Source organism: Ciceribacter ferrooxidans (assembly GCF_004137355.1).
Taxonomy (GTDB): domain Bacteria; phylum Pseudomonadota; class Alphaproteobacteria; order Rhizobiales; family Rhizobiaceae; genus Allorhizobium; species Allorhizobium ferrooxidans.
In genome coordinates, this window is sequence record NZ_SDVB01000191.1 from 62,683 (window position 1) to 83,180 (window position 20,498).

Sequence of the window (20,498 nt, forward strand, 5' to 3'; positions counted from 1 at the left end):
TTCGAACTAGTCCGCAGCCCGGATCAGAGGTTCTCGGACGTCACCGTCAGGAAGCGTACGGGGTCGGTGCTGACATCCACGTCCATCAGACCGAGTGTCTTCAGGGCAAGGTCGATGGAGCGGCGCGCCTGGATCTCCGGCGCCTGGTCCAGCACGATCGCCATCAGACCGCTGGCGAGACAGGAGCGGCTGTGGTCCGTCAGTTCGTGGCCGACCCAGAATATCCGACCGGGCGCGCGTTCGGACAGCACCCTCGCCACCGCCCTGTTGTCGCCGCCGGCGGTATAAACGCCGATGACATCGGCATCACGATCGAGTGCTGCCTTGAGCAGATCCATTGCCGCATATTCGTCGTCGAGGTCGAACATCACCTCGGTGAACCTGTGCATGCCGTTGTCGCGTTCGTCGAGGTAGGACGAAAAGCCGCGAATACGTTCTTTGTGGTTTTCGTAGGCCCCGCTGTGGCAGAGGGCGACGAACGAGCCGGAGCGATTGCCGAGCATTCCGGACATGTAATAGGCGGCGGTCCGCCCCGCGGCGTAGTTGTCGATGCCGACATAAGGCAGTTCTGGTGCAGGGCGCGTCATGATCTGGATAACCGGGATTCCGGTGGTGGCGGCTTCACGCACGCTCCTGACGACGCCTTCGTGATCCGGAGCGACCACGATGAGAGCAGAGCGGCGGAATTTCGGATTGGCGATGTAGCCCGCGAAATCTTCCGGGTCATTCTCGCGTGCGAAGGTGCGGTAGACTGAAACGCCGTTGCCGAGGGAGGCCGCGATGCGCTCGAAGGCCCGGTTCATGCGCGAATAGAAATAGGTCTCCGGGCGCACCAGAATCACCTCGATGCGAACCAGTCCCTGGTGTGTTTCCGGCCAGACGTGACGGTAGCCGAGCTTTCGCGCGGTGATCAGCACTTTCTCGACCGTTTCCGGCCGCACACCACCGCGTCCGTTCATGACGCGCTCGGCCGTTGCCGTACCGACGCCGGCGGCCAGCGCCAGATCCTTCAGTGTCACTTTCGCCATCAGGGCCTCTCCCGCCAGCCGAGACGACCGGCCTTCGACTTATCGGGTAATGATCAAATTTGATCAAGGAACAATTGGAGCCGGGAAAGGCGCCGCGGTACGTTTCCGGCAGTTCGGAGGAGAGCCGGACGGAGCAAGTGACAATTCGGCCGGCTGGCGAACGAATCTCGCGCGCTCGACGGCAACGAGGGAGGCCCCCATGCGCATCGCGCTGGACCCATTCATGCATCGACATCTGAGTCTCGAGGCGCTTCCGGCCAAAGTCCGGGAGCTCGGCTACGAATGGATCGAACTCAGCCCGCGGGCGGATTTTCTCGAATGGTTCAAGGCGCCGCGGGTGTTTCCGGAGCGGATCCGTTCGTTCAAGAAGGCGCTCGCCGCCGAGAACGTGAAGATCGCCTCGCTGCTGCCGATGTACCGCTGGGCCTCGAATGACGAGACCGAGCGCAAGGCGGCGGTGAAGCACTGGAAGCGGGCGATCGAGATCGCCGTCGAGATGGAAGTGGACACGATGAACTCGGAGTTCGGCCGTGGCCCGCACCCCGACAAGGGCTCGTGCTACTGCTGCCATACCGGCTCGATGATCGAGGCCTGCGAGGACGCCTGGTGGCGCTCGATGGAAGAGCTCGTACCGATCTTCGAGCGCGAGGGCATCAACCTGCACGTCGAGCCGCATCCGGAGGACTGGTGCGAGACGCTGCAGCCGGCGCTCGACATCATCCGCACGGTCAATTCGAAGAACGTGAAGTTCCTCTACTGCGCGCCGCATACCTTCTATTTCGGCGACGACACGAAGGCGATGCTGCGCGAGGCGAAGGACGTGCTGGCCCATGTCCATGTCGGTGACACGTTCAACCACAAGGCCTCATCCGGCCTGCGCTACATTCTCAATCCGCCCGGCACCCAGGCGCGTGTGCACCAGCACCTGAACATCGGCCAGGGCGAGGTACCGTGGGACGACTTCTTCGGCACGCTCGCCGAGATCGGCTTCGACGGCATCATGACCTCCTGCGTCTTCGCCTGGGAGGACAGGGCCGACGAATCCGGCCGCTTCATGTGCGCCGAAATGAACAACTACATCGACAAATACAAGAAGTGACCCGGGTCCGTTCAGCACTAACAGGCGCAGAAGAGGTGCAGCATCCCATGACAATCACCATCACAACCGCCCCCTGCTGCTGGGGCGTCGACGACGTCAACAACCCCAATCTGCCGTCCTGGCTGCGTGTTTACGACGAGGCCGCTGCCGCCGGTTATGGCGGACTGGAGCTCGGCCCTTACGGCTACGTGCCGCTCGATGCCGAGCTTGTCGGCAAGGAGCTGGCGGCCCGCGCTCTCTTCGTCGTTGCCGGCACGATCTTCGATGATCTGGTCTCTCCCGCCAATAAGGAAAACCTGCTGCGCCAGACAGACGAGATCTGTTCGGTCATCACCAGACTGCCGCAGCCCGAGCCGGTCGCGGGTCAGCGTTTCAGGACGCCGTATCTGACCGTCATGGACTGGGGCCACGACGAACGCGATTACGCAGCCGGCCATTCCAACCGTGCGCCGCGCCTTTCAGACGAGGAATGGGCCGGCATGGTCGAAAACATCCGAGCGATCTCGGTGCTCGCCCGCGACAAGTACGGCGTGCGGGCGACGATCCATCCGCATGCGGGTGGCTATATCGAGTTCGAGGATGAGGTTGCGCGCATCGCCCGGAACATTCCGGCGGATATCGCCGGTTTCTGCCTCGATACCGGACACACGTACTATGCCGGCATGGATCCGGTCGAAACGCTGAAAAGATATGCCGACCGGCTCGACTATGTGCACTTCAAGGATATCGACAAGCCGATATTCGACGAGGTGCTGGGCGAGCGGATCCGCTTCTTCGACGCTTGTGGCAAGGGCGTCATGTGCCCAATCGGTCGCGGCGCCATAGACTATCCGGCCGTCAAGCGGGCGCTCGAGGAGATCGGCTACCACGGCTACATCACCGTCGAGCAGGAGCGCGATCCGAGAAACGTCTCGGGCAGCGTCGAAGACGTCAAGGCCAGCCGGGATTACCTCCGGCAGGTCGGGTTCTAATCAGCAGGAAGCACGCTCATGTTTGCAAACTCCAAGAGACCCATCCGCTGGGGCATGGTCGGCGGCGGTCGCGGCAGCCAGATCGGCACCATCCACCGCAATGCGGCGCTGCGCGACAGCGTCTTTGAACTCGTTGCCGGCGCCTTCGACATCAATCCGGAGCGCGGCCGCGCTTTCGGCGCTGATCTCAGACTCGATCCCGACCGCGTCTATCCGGACTACAAGACGATGCTGGAGGCTGAATCCGCGCGATCGGATGGCATCGAGGCGGTTTCGGTTGCAACGCCGAACAACACGCACCACGAAATCACGAAGCTTGCACTCGAGCACGGCATTCACGTCGTCTGCGAAAAGCCGCTCTGCTTCACGGTGAGGGAAGCCGAAGAACTGCAGTCGCTGTCGCGATCAAAGAACCTCGTCGTCGGGGTTACCTACGGTTATGCCGGGCATCAACTGATCGAGCAGGCGCGGGCGATGGTGAGAAACGGCGATCTCGGAGAGATCCGCGTCGTCAACCTCGCCTTTGCACACGGCTTCCATAGTGACGCGGTCGAGGAAAAGAACCCGGCGACCAAGTGGCGAGTCGATCCGGAGTTCGCCGGTCCGAGCTACGTGCTCGGTGATGTCGGTACGCATCCGCTCTATCTCGCCGAGGCGATCCTCCCGCACATGAAGATCAAGCGGCTGATGTGTGTGCGCCAGAGCTTCGTGAAGAGCCGTGCGCCGCTTGAGGACAACGCGATAACGCTGATGGAGTACGACAATGGCGCGATCGCGAATGTCTGGTCGAGTGCGATCAATGCAGGTTCCATGCACGGGCAGAAGGTGCGTATCGTCGGCTCGAAGGCCAGTATTGAATGGTGGGACGAACAGCCGAACCAGCTGCGCTACGAGGTGCAGGGCGAATCCGTGCGTATTCTCGAACGCGGCATGGGCTACCTCTATCCTGAAGCGCTCGTCGACGACCGGATCGGTGGCGGTCATCCCGAAGGACTGTTCGAAGCCTGGGCCAATCTCTATCGCCGCTTCGCCTTCAAGATGACGGGCGATCACGGTCTGGCGCCTGACGGTATTGAGGATCTGATTTTCCCGGACGTCGATGCAGGACTTGAAGGCGTTCGCTGGGTGGAAAACTGCGTCCGGTCTGCAGATGCAGGCGGTGTTTGGGTCGACTATTGGAAAACGTGAGCAGTCGAACCTGGGGGACGGTTGCGATGACAACGCAGCCTCGCTCCTTGTCGAACCGATGCGACTCCGGTGGACTATTGGTTGGACGGCGAGGCGAATCCTAACGCTGCGAGCCAGTCAATCTTGTCTTTATGTTGGACAGAAGGTATATTTTGTTCAACACGGGAGTATGCAATGGCTACTCAAACACATGCTGCATCAGACGCGGAAACAGCGACTGCGCAGGCGCGCAACAAGCTCGTACTCGAGCAAGCAAGAGCTGTCGGCCTCATTGGGACCGCAAAGAACACGCGCCTGTCGGGCCGTGTCTCATCGGATTTGATCGAGGCGGCCAAAAGGCGCGCACATGTAACGTCCGACACGGAGCTATTGGAACTGGCGCTTTCCCGCCTGGCGCTGGAAGATGATTTCGGTGCACGTCTGGTCGATCGCAAAGGCAGCATCCCGACGGATATTGACCTTGGGATTTGATCTCACCGAGACCCTCCGGGTCCTAAAGGCTCAGAAACGAGCCGGAACGCTTAGGCGCCGGCCTGACGAGGCCCTCCCGTGGGTTGCTGACGAACCTGCAATCGGAGTGCCGCTGTTTCTTGACACCAGCGTTTACATGGATGTGCTTCAGGGACGCTCACCCGTTGAAGTCGATGCCCTGCTGACATATCGGCTGTGCCACCATTCCGCAGTCTGTCTGTCCGAGCTGACCCATGCCTTCGGTCGCTTGGATCCTAAGCATGCTTCAACCAAGGCGGCGCTTAAGACGATAAGTGCCACCATAAGCGACATCCCGCCACATCGGCTTCATGCTCCGGATGCGTCCATGTGGGGACAGGCGGGTGTCTTGGCGGGGTTGCTGTTCCGATTGAGCAATCTACCCAAATGGGAGGGGTACGAGAGACGTTTCGTCAACGATGCTCTTGTCTTCCTGCAGGCGAGGCAACTGGGTGCAAGCGTTCTAACGGGAAACATCCGCGATTTTGATTTTCTCTCGCAACTCATGCCGACCGGACAGATAATCTTATATCGAGCTCCGAAGCAGTCGCGGTCCTGAAGGGCGGGACGTACTCGCCAGGGGTCGGGTTTGTACAGACGTGAATCGGCTCGTTCGAGCGGCAAGTCGCGCCAAGCCCGTGACTCATCATCCCGGATGGGCGGCATTTCGGCGTCATCGCCGTCGGCAGAACCTGTCCGGCTCTCTTCTGTTCTCAAGCGTTGCTGCCGAACCCAGCGCGTCTGACACGACGTGCCTCTTGGCACCCAACGGCGAAGACATCCCCGGCGCTGCGGCCCTCTTCATGTGATTGCCACATGCCCTAGTGGGTAATGCTGGTGACGAGCCAGTCGGTGTCTTCGACCGCAGCGAGCATGGCCCGTGCATCATCGATCGCTCCGCCCTCGCGAAGGGCGGTCCGGCTCTCTTGAACCGCCGGAGGTTCGCCCGGGTCGAGCGCGGTCGCGAGACGCGTGAGTTTGGCTTCGAGTGCCCTTACGGCTGTTCCGAGGGTCCAGCCGCCTGTCTCGCGAAACTTGCTCGCGTCGTACTCACGCGAAGAGAGTGAATACCGGGCGAGCATGAGCTCGATCGGGTCCCCGTGGACGAGAAGTTGCACCTCTCTCGCGTTCCAGCCGAGAACGGGCAGATGGGTTGCGAGCAGGTAATGATTGGTGTCCTTGCTCGCGCTGAGAGACGGGACCGGCACGAGCCTCTCGGCAAGCAGGACCAAGGCGGCGAGCCCGGGGCTCACGATCTGCGGCTGAAGCCATGAAGGAACCGCGCCGTCCGGATCGAGGCGAAACGCCGCCTGGATATCCGCGCGCCCTGCGATCCGGGGAAGGCATCGCAGTGCTACCGCGGAGAGTCTTTCACGATCGCCGGCATCCCATGCCGACAATACCTCGCGGACCGTCTCTTCGAAGGCAGGCGTGACGGGACAACGAAAGGCGTGATGCAGTACGGCCATGTCGCAGATGCTCCTTTGGCAAGAGCCGCCGGGCCGAAGGCCCGACGGCGAGGGTATTCATCCTTGTTCCGTTCAGTGCAATTCTACCGGTACGACCTCACGGACCGCAATTGCCAAGCGTTCCGTTGACGATGGTCACGCCTGATCCAACGGTCGTCGCGAGTGCCTGAAACCCGGCGGCAGCAACCCGGCTGGCCGCATTGTTCGCGGGCGCGGTCGTGATCTGGGCCTTCGGAATGCTCCAGTGGCCTGCCGGGTTGTTGTCGAAAACGATCTGCCAGGGGAACGGCAAGGGCTGGTCAGCTGGGTTGGCCTGATACTGAATGGCTGCGTTTCCGACCAGATCCTGGTTGCCCGGAACCGGAGCGACCGTGTTCGGGAGGTCGACCTTCACGAAGCACTGTCTGGTCGGGAATGCCGCCTGTGCCGCAGCGTCGTTCGCGAAGTAGAAGAACGAGAGAGTCGACGGATTGCCGCCCACGCCGAAGTTTGCGGCATTCCAGGTGACCGCGCCGGTCACGGCATTTGCGTCGACGGCGCGGTAGACGGAGTAGGCCATCGCGGGACTGGCGAACCCGAGTGCTGCAAGAGCGGCAAGGACGACGGCGAGATGGTGGCGGAAACGAAGTCTGCTGGTTCTCATGACTGCATTCCTTCTTTCAACAGGGAGGATGGGCGCTCCTCGCACCATGCGAGGAGCGCTGACCGGCGAGGCCTCTCGCCGGCGGTGATAGGGCCCCTCAGGAGGGCCGTGTCTGTGGGTGTTCCAGGGACGGCGTCAGGCCGTCCGGGTCTCGGGATTGGAAGCGTCAGCCGATGCCGAACGCTGCCACTACCCGACCGACTTGCCGCTGCGCGGCTTCATTGCCGACGATGCCGAGGGCGGCGTCCCCCGGCATCGCCTCTCCTGGCGTCTGACGTTGACCGACGGCGGGGAGGAACGCCGCCCCAGGACGTCAGGAGACGGTGATCAGGTTGTCGATGCCGAGAGTGGCACTGCGCGTCGTCAGGGCGCCGCCATAGGTGACTTCGACGGCATTGGTGACATCCTCGATGTCGATGACATCCCCGGTTACGAAATTGCCGAAGATGACCCAGTAGTTCGGGTGCGGCGTGAACACGGCCGTCATGTTCGGTGCCGCCTGCACGGCGAATGTGCCCGAACCGGACATGCCGACGCCGACGGAGGTGCGGTTCGGCGCGACATTCGGGAGCTGCTGAATGGTCAGGGAGCCGATGGCTCCGCTGGCACTCGGGTTCGCAAAGGTCGTCGCACCGTAGTTGTCCTGGGTCAGCTGGATGAGGTTCTGCCCGTTCGGATCTGCCGGCATGGTCTGCGACGCCGAGAAGTTGATCCCCGGCTGGAGCAGCCCGGTTTCAGACCAAACGAAGCTGTATTCGAGATTCCAGGTGAAGGTCACCTTGCTTTTCGGAGCGGTCGGCCGGGCAAACCAGGCGAGTGAGAACACATTGCCCGGAATGGTCATCGGCGGTGCCTTCTGGAACACGGCGAAGCTTCCGGAAAGCTGGGAGTTGTTGACGCACGTCAGAGAGTAGGAGGTCATTGGTCTTGCCTTTCTTCGAGGAATATCCCCCGGTTTGAAGGGGCCGGTACCGCCTCGGGGGCTGAAACGATACCGGCCTTGCCTCGCCGCTCGTGGATCAGGCGGGGAATCGGGAGTGGCGAGGATCTGCCCGGCAGGAGGCGAGCGCCGGGCAAGCTGGTTCGTCGTCAGCTGGTCTCGACGATCTGGTTGTCCAGGCCGACCGTGATGCTTGCGGTTGCCATCGGACTGGTGCTCGTCGCATCCGTCTTGAAGGTGACGGTCTGTGCCTGGCTCTCGTCCGACATGTCGGGCACCGGGAGCTGGAAAGCGGTGCCGAACACAACCGTGACGGTGGGCGAGAGGTCCGGCGCCAGCGTCAAGGGCGACAGGCTGACGGGGATCGGCACGAGGATCGGGGCGGGGCCTACCACCAGGCCGATCGAACCGCCGGTCGGGATCCCCGGAGCGAAGGTCACGGTGAGGACACCTGCGGGGCCTCCGGGAGAGGGCGTGATCGTGAATGCTCCGTTGGCCCATGCCACCGCGACGGTGTCGCCGAGCGCGACAGGTGTTTTCTCGGCGCGGGCAGGGTCTGCGCCGTCGGTGAGGGCGAAGAGGCCCAGTGCGCCGGGTCCGCCGTTCCAGGTCATTGTCACCGGCGGAGAGGAATTGGTCGTCGCAGGCGACACCAGTGCCGTGATCGTTTGTCCCGTTGCCGGAATGTTCGTCAGAGCCGGCGGAAAGACGTTGAAATAGACGGATCCGGGCACGCTCGATGCGTTCGTCGCGGTCAACTGGAAGGGAACCACTCCGGTTGCGGGCGGGTCATCAGCGGCGGTACTGGAGTCGGTATTGGCCACCTGTGTCGACATTTTCGGCTCTCCTTTCGGCGAACGGGGGCTGTTGGACTGGCTACGACTTCCTTCGGTTTCTCGTTTTGTGTGTGGATAGCCTATGACTGTCCGCTCTGGTTGTCCTTGGATGGGCGTCCCGAAAACTTGGACGTGCGTCCCGAAACTCAACCGCTGATAAGTGCAAGCAGCCAGTCGGAAAGGGATGGATCGGTGGCAGCCGCCGGCGAGAGTCCCGGTTGGCGGCCGGCGCGCACGGAGGCGCGGGCCTCCCGCGGGGATATCCCGAACCTCTGTCGAAAGAGCCGACTGAAGTGGGCCTCGTCGGCGAAGCCGGCGTCGTAGGCGATTTCTCCGATTCGGCGATCAGGGTGCCTTGGATCACACAAGGCGCTCAGGCTTCGGCGAAGTCGCCGGCGGCGGATGTACGTCCGCACGCCGCCGACACTCTCGAACTGTCTGTAGAGTTGGCTGCGCGAGACGCCCAGTTCCCGGGCGATGGTGAGCGGCGTGAGATCGTCCCGATGGAGGTTCTCTTCGATATGGCGACGCAGGCGTTGCCCGATGCTTGGTCTTGGGCCGGTATGGGAGGGCTGTACGGTCGATGCGAGGCAGGACGCCAACAGTTCGGGTATGGCGCCCGAGAGCGCCAGCGTCTCTCCGGTGGCAAGGCGGCGCGCGGCCGCTGCCAGCGCCTCCAGCATACCTCGGATGATGATGCCCATCGCGCTTTCGCGGACAATGAAGCGGGGAGACGTTGGCTGCTGATCGGTAATGGACGCTGGCAGCGCCCATCTCGGCATGATGAGATGAAGTGCCTCCACTTCAGTCGTTGCGAATGCGAACGGTGCCGACAGGTCGATGACGGCAACGTCGCCCGGACGAAGTCGCTTGGCGGCAGGATGGGCGAGAGCGACTTCGCCGCTCAGCAGGCAGGAGACGACAATGTGGTCGAGGTCGTTGCCAACGAGCCCGACGCGGCTCCGCTGGTAGCGCCCGCCTGTGGCTCTGCTCCTGCACAGCAGGAATGTGCCGAAGTGATGCACGACGAGTCTGGCATCGAAGGATGTCGATACCGTTCGCCGAGGCGGAACACACTCGAAGAGCACATCGAGGACCGATCCCCATGCGCCGAAGGGGTCGTCGGTGCCGGCGGTTGTGAAGACAAAAGCCCTTACAGCGCCATTCCCGCCGTCGGGAGGCGTCAAATCGTCGGCGGTCTCCTCGTCCCTGCCCCTCATGGTTGTAGTGAAGGGCAGTTTCGCGAATCAAGCTATGACTTATAGAAGCAAAAGCTAACAGAAATTTGCGCAGAACTTGATCCGCGTGTCGGCCGGCCAGTTCTTTTGTGGCGACTTGGCCTGCTCTGGAGGTTCTCTGCGCGTTGCTTCGTGGCCGCGGCGTGGTGGTCTTCATGCATGCACGCGACGAGGGAACAATTCGCGCTCCATCCGGTTCTCCGAACCGGATGGAGGATCAATCATGAGCAAATCTGCGTTTGTTTTCGTGCTCGGTGCCGTCGGCGTCGCGCTGCTCGCCGGGGTCGCCCAGGCCGAGACTGAGCTCTCTCTCTGGTACCACGGTGCGGGCAATGCCGAGGAGCGGAAGATCCTGACCGGCATCATCGAGGACTTCAATGCGTCCCAGAAAGAGTGGCGGGTGAGCCTGCAGGAATTTCCGCAGGCGGCCTACAACGAGTCGGTGACCGCCGCCGCACTCTCGAACAAGCTCCCCGACATTCTCGATGTCGACGGGCCGAACATGCCGAACTGGGCATGGGCCGGCTATCTCCAGCCGTTGCAGATGTCGGAAGAGAAGCTGAAGAACTTCCTGCCCGGTGCGATCGGAAAGTGGAATGGCAAACTCTATTCGGTCGGCTTGTGGGACGCGGCGCTTGCGGTCTTTGCGCGCAAATCGGTGCTGGAGAAGAACGACATCCGTATCCCGACGCTCGAAAAGCCCTGGACGGGTGAGGAGTTCACGGCAATCCTCGAGAAGCTGAAGGCAACCGGCGGCTTCGAGTACGCGATCGACCTCGGAATGGCGGACAAGACGGAATGGTACAGCTATGCCTTCACGCCGCTTCTGGAGAGTTTCGGCGGTGGCCTGATCGATGCCAAGGCCTACGAAACCGCGGAGGGCGTGCTGAACGGCGACGCGGCCATCCGTTTCGGTGAATGGTGGCAATCCCTGTTCGAAAAGCAGCTCGCGCCCGGTACGTCGCAGTCGCCTGCCGATCATGAGACGGGCTTCCTCGATAGCCGCTATGCACTGCAGTGGATGGGCAACTGGGTCGCGGTCAAGGCTCTCGAAAAATATGGAGACGATCTTCTCTTCCTGCCGGCGCCCGACTTCGGCAATGGGCCGAAGATCGGGGCGGCATCCTGGCAATTCGGCATTTCGGCCACGAGCGAGTATCCGGAGGGCGCATCCGCCTTCATCGAGTTTGCGATCCAGGACAAGTACCTTGCCCAGTTCTCCGACGCCATCGGCCTCGTTCCCGCCACCTCGACCGCGGCCGAGATGACGAAGAACTACAAGCAGGGCGGACCGCTTTCGGTGTTCTTCTCGTTGTCGGAAAAGCAGGCGACACTCAGACCGGTTACGCCCGCCTATGCCTTCATCTCGCCTGTCTTCCAGAAGGTGCTTGCCGATATCGCGAATGGCGCCGACGTCACCACGACGCTCGACAACGCGACCGACGAGATCAACGCGAACATCGAGCGCAATGGCGGATACAAGCCGAAATAGAGTATAGGCCCGGGGATGAGGCAACAGCCGCGATCAGGCAAACTGAACCGACAGAACGTGGCGGGCTGGTTGATGGCCGGCCCTGCACTGGCTTTGATCGGCTTCTTTCTGGTCGCGCCCTTTGTGCTCGGTTTCGGGCTGTCCTTCACCAATCAGCGCCTGACCTCTCCCAACCCGACAGAATTCGTCGGGCTGGACAATTTCTCGAAGCTGCTCGGTGTCGGCATTCTCCGCCTTGAGCCCGAACGAACCGCGGAAGGAGAGATCCGCCGCGACCCTGACGGTGCACCTCGATTTCCGACCGTGCGCAGCTTTACGCGCAACAACCCGGACTACCCGCAATACCGCGGCATGCGGGAAGTGCTGGGCTTCGGATGGGGCGACGCACGTTACGTCGCGCTGGCCCGCGACCCGGTCTTCCTGAAGGCGCTCGCCAACACCTTTCTTTTCGTGCTCGTGGTGACGCCGATGCAGGCTTCCCTTGCCCTGGCGCTTGCACTTCTCGTCAATCAGAGACGGCCCGGTATCAGCATCTTCCGGGCGATCTACTTCATGCCTGTGGTTCTCTCGGTCGTGGTGGTGGCCTTGCTCTGGCGCTTCATCTATGCGCCGGACAACGGATTGCTCAACAGCCTGCTCGGCTATCTGAGTTTCGGGCTCTTGCGACCGGTCGACTGGCTCGGACGCACTGATACCGCCCTCTGGGCGATCCTCGTCATGTCGGTCTGGCAAGGCGTCGGATTTCACATGGTGATCTGGCTTTCGGGGCTGCAGACCATTCCCCCGACGCTCTACGAAGCGGCGGATATCGAGGGCGCGAATGCCAGGCAGAAGTTCTCCATGATTACCTGGCCAATGCTGCGCAACACGGCGGTGCTCGTCTTCGTCGTGATCACCATGCAGGGCTTTGCACTCTTTGCCCAAATCGATGTCATGACGCGGGGCGGCCCGCTGGATTCCACGCAGACACTGGTGTTTCAGGCGGTAGAGCGAGGTTATCGCCAGCAGGATATCGCGGCTGGTTCGGCGATCTCGGTCGTTCTATTTCTCATTGTTCTCTGCATCACGCTCACACAGAGATATATGACGCGGGAGCGCTCACCATGACCGCAGGCAGACAAAAGAACCGGTTGCTGATTGCCCTCGACTACCTGCCGCTGATCGCGATTGCGGCGATCTTCGTCTTGCCGCTGCTCTTCATGGTCTTCTCGTCGCTGAAGCCTGACGGCCAGCTGCTGCGTGATGCAACGTCGCTGAGAGCCTTTCTGCCCGTCGGCGACCTCTCATTCGACAATTATGCGGCCGCATTTTCCCGCGCGCCGATCGCGACCTTCGTCTTCAACTCGGTGATCGTCACCGCCACCACCGTGTTTCTGGCGCTGATCTTCAGTTCGCTCGCCGGGTTTGCCTTCGTCTTCCTGAACTGGCGCGGTCGGGACGTTGTCTTTTCCGTGATCCTCGCGACGCTGATCATTCCCTTCGAGACGATCGCCGTGCCGCTCCTGCTCGAGGTGAACAACCTGCCCTGGATCGGCGCGGACGGGCTGCAATGGGGATGGCTGAACTCGTGGCGCGTTCAGATCATTCCCTGGATCGCCGATGGCCTCACCATTTTTCTCTTCGTCCAGTATTTCAAGGACCTGCCGGAGGATCTGATCGAGGCCGCGCGGATCGACGGGGCGAGCTGGGTGCAGATCTATGCGAGAGTCGTCATGCCCCTCTCTGGTCCGGTGATCGCGACCGCGGCGATCCTCAAGTTTCTGGTGATGTACAGCCAACAATATCTCTGGCCGCTTCTGGTGACGCAGTCGGAGACTTACAGACCCGTGATGGTCGGTTTGCAGTACTTCTTCCAGCTGCAAACGCCTTGGGGAGAAGTGATGGCCTATCTGACGCTGATCAGTGTTCCGGTTCTCGTCTTCTATCTGCTCCTGCAGCGCTTCTTCATCGCGAGCATCGCTTCGACCGGCATCAAGGGGTAGAGTGCTGCGGGCACGAGCGAGCCGACCGTCACGTCGGCAACTTCTTGCCAGATGCGCCGCCGAGGCTGGCGGAAATTCGCCTGCCGTCGCCGGATCTTTGCGTACAGTGTCAATGATTTCAAATGGTTGGAAATGGCCCATCAATTGCTACGGGTCTTACATGCGGTCCGGTCCGAGGAGGGCGGCTGCATCGATGTGAAACTTGAACGGGAGGACTCTCAAGTGAACCTTAGACTGAAACGCGCTGCCCTTGCGGCGATTGCCGGTACGTCCATCATGCTTTCCTCGGCGTCGGCCGGCGCGAGCGAATTCATCAACATCCTGACGGGTGGCACTTCGGGAGTCTATTATCCGCTCGGCGTCGCTCTTTCGAAGATCTACGGCGAGAAGATCGAGGGTGCACGCACCCAGGTGCAGGCGACCAAGGCTTCGGTCGAAAACCTCAACCTCCTGCAGCAAGGCCGCGGCGAGATCGCCTTTGCACTCGGCGACAGCGTCAAGCTCGCATGGGAGGGGAACGTCGACGCCGGCTTCAAGGCACCGCTCGACAAGCTGCGCGGCATCGCAGCCATCTATCCGAACTACATCCAGATCATGTCGTCGAAGGAGTCCGGCATCAAGACGATCGCCGATTTCAAGGGCAAGAGCCTTTCCGTCGGCGCGCCGAAATCCGGCACGGAACTGAATGCCCGGGCCATCCTCGCCGCCGCCGGCATGAGCTATGACGATCTTGCGAAGACCGAGTATCTGCCTTTCGCGGAATCGGTCGAGCTGATGAAGAACCGTCAGTTGGATGCCACCTTGCAGTCGGCAGGTCTCGGCGTTTCCTCCTTCAAGGATCTGGCGACGTCCGTCGAGGTGCAGATGGTCGCGGTGCCGGAAGAAATCGCCGGGAAACTCGGTGCTCCCTACATTGCAGCCACCGTCCCCGCCGGCACGTACCAGGGACAGGACGCAGACGTCCCGACGGTCGCGGTCGTCAACTTTCTCGTGACCCATTCCGAAGTGTCCGACGAAACGGCCTACCAGATGACGAAGCAGCTCTTCGAGAACCTGCCGGAGATGGAAGCGGCGCACAAGGCGGCCGCCCAGATCAAGCTCGAGAAGGCGTTGCAGGGTATGCCGGTGCCGCTGCATCCGGGGGCCGAGCGCTACTACAAGGAAAAGGGCCTGCTCTGACAGCGACGGGCGGCGGCCGCGACCACGATGACCGGCTTATCCGGTGTTGGTAGGCGCCGCCGTCCGCGCATGCTCGGGTTTACGGGAGGAAACCATGCACGACACAACGAATCTACAAGACCCGGCCGCGCCGGTGGAGCTACACGGGCACGCCGCCACGACGCAGGCGTTGCCGAAGACATGGGACGGGCGGCTTCTTTTTGCGATCGCGCTTGCCTTTTCCGTTTTCCAGATCGCGACCGCCGCGCATCTCGTCGACCTGCCGAGCCAGATGGTGAGAGCCATACATGTCGGCTTCGTCACGGTCCTGGTGTTTCCCTTGCTTGCCGTCTTTTCGAAGCGTGGTGGATTCGCCAAGGCGGCCAGCTGGGGGATTGCTCTGCTTGGAGCGGCGGTCGCCTTCTACCAGTGCTTTGAATATACCGAGCTGCTCATCCGTGCCGGCGATCCGCTTCCGCGGGACGTTGCGGTCGGCGTCGTTGCACTCGGCGTCGTGTTTGCCGCTGCCTGGGCGCTCATGGGGCCGGCCTTGCCGATCATCACGGGTCTCTTCCTCGCATACAGCCTGTTCGGCGAATACCTGCCGCCGCCGCTCGACCATCGCGGCTATGATTTCACCCAGGTGATCGACCACATGGCCTACGGCACCGAAGGAATCTACGGCATTCCGACCTTCGTCTCGTCCACCTACATCTTCCTGTTCATCCTCTTCGGCGCCTTCCTCGAAAGGGCGGGCATGATCAAGCTCTTCAACGACGTCTCGCTGAGCTTCGTCGGCGACAAGCGCGGCGGTGCGGCGAAGGTCGCCATCATCTCTTCCGGGCTGATGGGAACGATCTCGGGCTCGGGCGTGGCAAACGTCGTCACCACCGGCCAGTTCACCATTCCGCTGATGAAGAAGTTCGGTTATCGTGCGGCCTTCGCCGGCGGTGTCGAGGCGACGGCCTCGATGGGCGGACAGATCATGCCGCCGGTGATGGGGGCGGTCGCCTTCATCATGGCGGAAACGCTGGGTGTCGAGTATCACGAGATCGTCAAGGCGGCGATCATCCCGGCCATCCTCTATTTTGCCTCGGCCTTCTGGACGGTTCATCTCGAGGCCGGCAAGCATGGACTGCTCGGCCTGTCGAAGGAGGAACTGCCTTCGGCCAAGGCCGCGATCATCGAGCAGTGGTACCTGATCCTGCCGCTGGCGGCGCTCGTCTGGTTGCTGTTCTCCGGCTATACGCCGCTGTTCGCCGGCACCGTCGGTCTCGCATTCACCACCTTGCTGATCCTCGGCAGTTCCGTGGCGCTCGGCCTTCCCTCCACTGTGATCCGGGTCATCTTCTGGGTCGGCCTCGGCCTGGTGGCGGCAGCCTTCTTCCAGTTCGGCATCGGTGTGGTCCTTGCGGCGCTGGCGGGGCTGATCGCCGTCAACGCCTTTTCGAGAGGCGGCCGCGAGACACTCGTCACCTGCCGGGACGCGCTTGCGGAAGGAGCAAGGACGGCTTTGCCGGTGGCGACCGCCTGTGCGCTCGTCGGTATCATCATCGGCACGATGACGCTGACGGGGGCGGCCAACACCTTCGGCCAGTTCATCGTCTCCGTCGGTGACAAGAGCCTGTTCCTGTCGCTTCTGCTCACGATGGTGACCTGCCTCGTGCTCGGCATGGGCATACCGACGATCCCGAACTACATCATCACCTCGTCGATCGCCGGTCCGGCTCTTCTCGAGCTCGGCGTTCCGCTCATCGTCAGCCACATGTTCGTCTTCTACTTCGGCATCCTTGCCGATCTGACGCCGCCGGTCGCGCTCGCCTGCTTTGCGGCGGCGCCGATCGCGCGCGAAAGCGGACTGAAGATCGCGATCCAGGCGATCAAGGTGGCGGCTGCCGGCTTCGTCATCCCGTTCATGGGGGTCTACTCGCCGGCCCTGATGTTGCAGGACGGCGGGGCCATGGCTGCCGTGGTCGGCTATCCGGCGGCGGTCGCATACGTCGTCGTCAAGACCGGACTTGCGATCGGGCTCTGGGGCGCGGCGGTCATCGGCTTCCTGGCCGTTCGTCTTTCGGTCGCGGAACGGCTCGTCGCCGCTGCGACAGCCTTCATGCTGCTGGCGGCCCTGCCGCTGACGGACGAGATCGGCTTTGCGCTCTCGCTAATCTTCGCCGTCTGGATCTGGCGTCGGGGCCGGCAGGTTGCGACAAGATCGGTGCCGGGTGCCGCATGACCATGGTGGTCTGCATCATTGCCGGCGGCAAGGCGATGGCCGTTGTCGCCGGCGTCTTCACGCTGGGTTGGACGCACTCGGTCGAGAAGACCGAGTGGCAGGAGCGCTGGTCACCGACGGCAAAGGGACTGGTTCTCCAGGAGGCCCGCGTTCAGGGTTCGGGCGCGGGAATGGAGCCCGGCGACGGCGCTCACCGAGAGGGGAAATGGTGGGTCTGGACGCCGAGCCTCGAGCCCGTTCCCGAGCTGGTCCTTGCGGCCTCGGGAGCGACGGTCTCCGGCTGGAGACTTTGCGATGCAGACGGCTGCCGCGAACTCGGACGCCAGACGCAGACACCGCTCGTTCTGCGGCCGTGCGATTGACGGGCAGTCTGAGGGGCTACTCGAGGCGACGGGAGGATAATGAAGGATAAGCGCGGCGACTGTTCTCTCTTGACCGAGGAGACGCTACACTCGATGCAGAAGATCAAACCCAGTCTCGTCGGTTCGGTGATGGCGCGTAACATCGGCAGGATGACTGCCTTCATGCTGGTGGTGACTTTCACAGCGCCCTTTGCCGCCTACCATGTGGCGAGCGGGGCGGCGGTCAGTGCACTTGAGGCGCAGCTCCAGCGTAGTCTGGTGCTTACGAACAGGGCGATCGCCACCGAGGTCGAGCGGTTTCGGTATCTTCCGCTCGTGATCGGTGAGGATGCCCGCATTCGCGCACTTTCGGCCGCAGGGCGGGACGCTGCTGTTCTCGACGCCGCGAACCTCTACCTTCAGACGGTTGTGCGACAAGCGGGTGCGGCCGAACTCTACGTCCTCGACAGCCGCGGGGTGACGCTTGCCGCCAGCAATTTCGCGACCGCCGAGAGTTTCATTGGGCACGACTACAGCTTTCGCCCCTATTTTCAGGATGCGATTCACAACGGTGAGGGCCGCTATTACGCAATCGGCGTCACAACAAAGAAGCCGGGCTACTTCCTGAGTTCCCGGATCGACATTCCCGACCGTCCCCCCATCATCGTCGTGGTCAAGGCGGATCTCCAACCGCTCGAGGTGACCTGGGAAGCCGCCGGCGTCCAGACCGCGATCGCCGATCGCTGGGGCATTGTCTTCCTCTCCGGTAATCCCGACTGGAAATACCGACCGCTTGCACCGCTTTCGCGAGAGGCCGCCGAACGGGTCGCAGCGGAGAGAACCTATGACGGCACCGACCTTGCCGAGGCCAAGCCGATCCTGCCCGCAGGCGTCGTGCCGCCGATCAACGCGGCCGACATGCCGGCGCTTCGGGTCGATGGCGAAGGACAGCAGCTTCTGGCGCGGTTTTCCGCCATTGAACCCGATAGCTGGATCGTGCTTGCCGCGACCAGCACGGAGGATATCGCCAAGCTCGCCGGCTTCTGGGCGCTCGCCGCGCTCATCGCCGGCCTTGTGGCGACGGGTTCGCTCTACTTTCTCCATCAGCGCGCGCTGCTGATCCGCATGCGCCTGCGTCAGGGCGAGATCCTGGAGCTCAAGGTTGCCGAGCGGACGCAGGATCTCGCCCGCGAGATCGACATGCGCAAGCGGACCGAGGACGAACTGCGCCGCGCGCAGGAAGGGCTCGTCCATTCCGAGAAGATGGCGGCACTCGGACGGATGTCGACGGCGATCGTGCATGAAGTGAGCCAGCCGCTCGCGGCACTCGAGGCGACACTGGCGACGGTCGGCGTCCTGGCCGAGAAGGAGGCGGCGGCAAAGGTCGGCGAGCGGCTTCTCGATGCGCGTGCGCTCGTCAAACGCATGCAGCGTACCGTCAAGCACCTGAAGACCTTCGGCCGGAAGGGCGCTTCCGAACTCGAGGCGGTCGACATCGATATCGTCATCCGAAACGCGATCGATCTCGCGACGCCGCGCGCCAAGGCGCTCGGCGTCGTTCCGGCCGTCGAAGTGCAGGGCCCGGCGCCCGTCATCGCCGCGGTCGGGGTCAAGGTGGAGCAGGTCATGCTCAACCTGCTCCTGAACGCGCTCGACGCCGTCGAAGGCCGTCCCGCTCCTTCGGTCACCATCCGGCGAACCACGGATGCCGGCCAGGTGAGTGTGACCGTCATCGATAATGGGACGGGCATTGCGCCGGAACACCGCGATCGTGTCGCCGAGCCGTTCTTTACCACCAAGCTGACCGGCGAAGGGCTCGGCCTCGGCCTTTCCATCGCGACGGCGATCGTGCAGGAATTCGGCGGCGAAATCACCTTTGCCGAGGCTCCCGGGGGCGGTACCATGGCCACAATGTCGATGCCGATCGGCATGCCATCCGCCCATCCACTCGAGGCAGCACAATGAGCCGCGGACACGTTCTCCTCGTCGACGACGACCGCGATCTCCTGAAGGCGGCCACCGGCTGGCTGGAGGTCAGCGGATTTTCCGTGACCGCCCACCATCGGCCCGAAGAAGCCTATCAGCAACTGCTGCGCTCCGAGCCTGATGTCGTGGTCAGCGACATCCGCATGCCGGGAATCGACGGCATGACGCTTCTGAACTCCGTCATCAAGGCGCGCCGCGACATACCCGTCATCCTGATGACCGGGCACGGCGACGTGACGCTCGCGGTCAAGGCGATGAAGCAGGGCGCGGAGGACTTCATCGAAAAGCCCTACGACGCGGAATACCTCCTTTCCGTTCTCGACAAGGCCGTCGAGAAGCGCCGCATGAAGCGGGAGATCGCCCGCCTCCAGGGCCTGGTCCAGGAGGAGGGTGGCGGCCCGCAGATCGTTGGAGACAGTCCCGCCATGCGCGCGCTTCGCAGCCGCGTGGCGATGCTGGCCGATGTCGACATCGACGTACTGATCATCGGTGAAACCGGCTCCGGCAAGGAGCTCGTCGCGCAGGCCCTGCATCGGCAAGGTCGCCGCCGCGCAGGCCCGTTCGTAGCCATCAATTGTGCCGCCCTGCCCGAGAGCATTTTCGAGAGCGAGGTCTTCGGCCATGCGAAGGGTGCTTTCACCGGCGCCCTTTCCGACCGTGACGGCAAGTTCGAATATGCGGCCGGCGGCACCGTCTTCCTCGACGAGATCGAGTCGATGCCCCTCACGCTGCAGGCGAAGATCCTGCGTGTGCTGCAGGAGCGGGTGATCGAGCGGCTCGGGGAAAACCGGCTGCGGCCGGTCGACGTGCGGGTCATTGCAGGTGCCAAGAGCGACCTTTCCGGCGAGATTGCCGCTGGACGGTTCCGCGAGGACCTGTTCTACCGGCTTGCAACCGTCGACATTCGCATTCCACCGTTACGTCAGCGTCGCGAGGATATCGGTCTTCTGTTCAGCCATTTCGCCTCGCTCGCCGCCCACCGTTATGGCCGCGCCGAGCGGACCGTACCTGTTGCTCTCATGGCAAGATTGCAGCAGGAGGAGTGGGGAGGGAATGTTCGCGAGCTCAAGGCACGCGCGGAGCGCTTTGCCCTTGGTCTCGATGAACAGGGCACCGGCAAGGCCGCGCAAACGGGTCCACACGGTGAGTTGACACTGCCGGACCGGCTTGCCGCCTACGAGGTGCAGTTGATCCGGGCGGCGATCGACGAACACGACGGCAATACGGCGCGCGCGGCCGCGAGCCTCGGCATACCGCACCGGACCCTGAACGAGAAGATCGCGCGGTATGGACTGAGAGGTAGTCGGGAGAAGTCATCGGACCTGTAGTGGACACGGCAACGACGTGTTCTGCGTCACCCCGGGAGGAGACGATGTCCGCACTTGCCGACACTCCTGTCGCACCA

The 20,498-nt window shown here is 62.7% G+C and carries 19 protein-coding genes; 13 read left to right on the top strand and 6 right to left on the bottom strand.

Translation table 11 applies throughout. From position 1 onward, the window contains the following. Positions 1 to 23: 23 nt before the first annotated feature. A complete protein-coding gene (locus EUU22_RS08335; protein WP_129331556.1) occupies positions 24 to 1,028 on the bottom strand; it encodes a LacI family DNA-binding transcriptional regulator in 1,005 nt (334 codons plus the stop codon). Positions 1,029 to 1,227: 199 nt separating this feature from the next. On the opposite strand from EUU22_RS08335, the gene EUU22_RS08340 reads away from it, so the two are divergent. The 5 genes from EUU22_RS08340 (at position 1,228) to EUU22_RS25820 (ending at position 5,334) form a co-directional block, all read left to right on the top strand. Further along, positions 1,228 to 2,127, top strand: coding sequence for a sugar phosphate isomerase/epimerase family protein (locus tag EUU22_RS08340; protein ID WP_129331557.1), 900 nt, complete (start codon positions 1,228 to 1,230; stop codon positions 2,125 to 2,127). 47 nt (positions 2,128 to 2,174) lie between these two features. Next, positions 2,175 to 3,098 (top strand): sugar phosphate isomerase/epimerase family protein, encoded by a 924-nt coding sequence (locus EUU22_RS08345; RefSeq protein WP_129331558.1) that lies wholly within the window; start codon positions 2,175 to 2,177, stop codon positions 3,096 to 3,098. Between the two features lie 18 nt (positions 3,099 to 3,116). After that, entirely contained in the window at positions 3,117 to 4,286 is a 1,170-nt protein-coding gene (locus EUU22_RS08350; RefSeq protein ID WP_129331559.1) for a Gfo/Idh/MocA family protein, read from the top strand. A gap of 174 nt (positions 4,287 to 4,460) precedes the next feature. Then, positions 4,461 to 4,757, top strand: coding sequence for a hypothetical protein (locus EUU22_RS08355; protein ID WP_129331560.1), 297 nt, complete (start codon positions 4,461 to 4,463; stop codon positions 4,755 to 4,757). After that, positions 4,747 to 5,334 carry a type II toxin-antitoxin system VapC family toxin gene (locus tag EUU22_RS25820; protein ID WP_129331561.1) on the top strand — a complete coding sequence of 196 codons (588 nt, stop codon included), beginning with the start codon at positions 4,747 to 4,749 and terminating at the stop codon, positions 5,332 to 5,334. The genes EUU22_RS08355 and EUU22_RS25820 overlap by 11 nt, the downstream gene beginning before the upstream one ends. Before the next feature lie 262 nt (positions 5,335 to 5,596). Here EUU22_RS25820 and EUU22_RS08365 read toward each other — a convergent pair whose 3' ends face one another. The 5 genes from EUU22_RS08365 to EUU22_RS08385 all read right to left on the bottom strand — a co-directional run bounded on the left by EUU22_RS08365 (position 5,597) and on the right by EUU22_RS08385 (position 9,850). Then, on the bottom strand, positions 5,597 to 6,244 hold the full coding sequence (locus EUU22_RS08365; RefSeq protein ID WP_129331562.1) for a hypothetical protein: 648 nt from the start codon (positions 6,242 to 6,244) through the stop codon (positions 5,597 to 5,599). Between the two features lie 97 nt (positions 6,245 to 6,341). Continuing rightward, positions 6,342 to 6,887 carry a hypothetical protein gene (locus EUU22_RS08370; RefSeq protein ID WP_129331563.1) on the bottom strand — a complete coding sequence of 182 codons (546 nt, stop codon included), beginning with the start codon at positions 6,885 to 6,887 and terminating at the stop codon, positions 6,342 to 6,344. 313 nt (positions 6,888 to 7,200) lie between these two features. After that, positions 7,201 to 7,809, bottom strand: a complete 609-nt coding sequence (locus tag EUU22_RS08375; RefSeq protein WP_129331564.1) for a RhiA family protein — start codon at positions 7,807 to 7,809, stop codon at positions 7,201 to 7,203. A gap of 167 nt (positions 7,810 to 7,976) precedes the next feature. Continuing rightward, positions 7,977 to 8,663 carry a hypothetical protein gene (locus tag EUU22_RS08380; protein ID WP_129331565.1) on the bottom strand — a complete coding sequence of 229 codons (687 nt, stop codon included), beginning with the start codon at positions 8,661 to 8,663 and terminating at the stop codon, positions 7,977 to 7,979. A 146-nt stretch (positions 8,664 to 8,809) separates the two neighbouring features. Continuing rightward, on the bottom strand, positions 8,810 to 9,850 hold the full coding sequence (locus tag EUU22_RS08385; RefSeq protein WP_165351116.1) for a helix-turn-helix domain-containing protein: 1,041 nt from the start codon (positions 9,848 to 9,850) through the stop codon (positions 8,810 to 8,812). 274 nt (positions 9,851 to 10,124) lie between these two features. On the opposite strand from EUU22_RS08385, the gene EUU22_RS08390 reads away from it, so the two are divergent. The 8 genes from EUU22_RS08390 to EUU22_RS08425 all read left to right on the top strand — a co-directional run bounded on the left by EUU22_RS08390 (position 10,125) and on the right by EUU22_RS08425 (position 20,421). Next, on the top strand, positions 10,125 to 11,393 hold the full coding sequence (locus EUU22_RS08390; RefSeq protein ID WP_129331567.1) for a sugar ABC transporter substrate-binding protein: 1,269 nt from the start codon (positions 10,125 to 10,127) through the stop codon (positions 11,391 to 11,393). A gap of 72 nt (positions 11,394 to 11,465) precedes the next feature. Further along, positions 11,466 to 12,500, top strand: coding sequence for a carbohydrate ABC transporter permease (locus EUU22_RS08395; protein ID WP_165351117.1), 1,035 nt, complete (start codon positions 11,466 to 11,468; stop codon positions 12,498 to 12,500). Continuing rightward, on the top strand, positions 12,497 to 13,375 hold the full coding sequence (locus EUU22_RS08400; protein WP_129331569.1) for a carbohydrate ABC transporter permease: 879 nt from the start codon (positions 12,497 to 12,499) through the stop codon (positions 13,373 to 13,375). Before EUU22_RS08395 ends, EUU22_RS08400 begins: the two co-directional genes overlap by 4 nt. Before the next feature lie 234 nt (positions 13,376 to 13,609). Next, positions 13,610 to 14,554, top strand: a complete 945-nt coding sequence (locus tag EUU22_RS08405) for a TAXI family TRAP transporter solute-binding subunit (RefSeq protein ID WP_129331730.1) — start codon at positions 13,610 to 13,612, stop codon at positions 14,552 to 14,554. A 94-nt stretch (positions 14,555 to 14,648) separates the two neighbouring features. Continuing rightward, positions 14,649 to 16,766, top strand: a complete 2,118-nt coding sequence (locus EUU22_RS08410) for a TRAP transporter permease (RefSeq protein ID WP_129331570.1) — start codon at positions 14,649 to 14,651, stop codon at positions 16,764 to 16,766. Beyond that, positions 16,763 to 17,128: a DUF1850 domain-containing protein gene (locus EUU22_RS08415; protein WP_129331571.1), complete on the top strand. Its 366-nt coding sequence runs from the start codon at positions 16,763 to 16,765 to the stop codon at positions 17,126 to 17,128. The genes EUU22_RS08410 and EUU22_RS08415 overlap by 4 nt, the downstream gene beginning before the upstream one ends. Positions 17,129 to 17,221: 93 nt before the next feature. Beyond that, on the top strand, positions 17,222 to 19,072 hold the full coding sequence (locus EUU22_RS08420; RefSeq protein ID WP_165351118.1) for a sensor histidine kinase: 1,851 nt from the start codon (positions 17,222 to 17,224) through the stop codon (positions 19,070 to 19,072). Beyond that, positions 19,069 to 20,421 (top strand): sigma-54-dependent transcriptional regulator, encoded by a 1,353-nt coding sequence (locus EUU22_RS08425; RefSeq protein ID WP_129331573.1) that lies wholly within the window; start codon positions 19,069 to 19,071, stop codon positions 20,419 to 20,421. The genes EUU22_RS08420 and EUU22_RS08425 overlap by 4 nt, the downstream gene beginning before the upstream one ends. Positions 20,422 to 20,498: the final 77 nt, after the last annotated feature.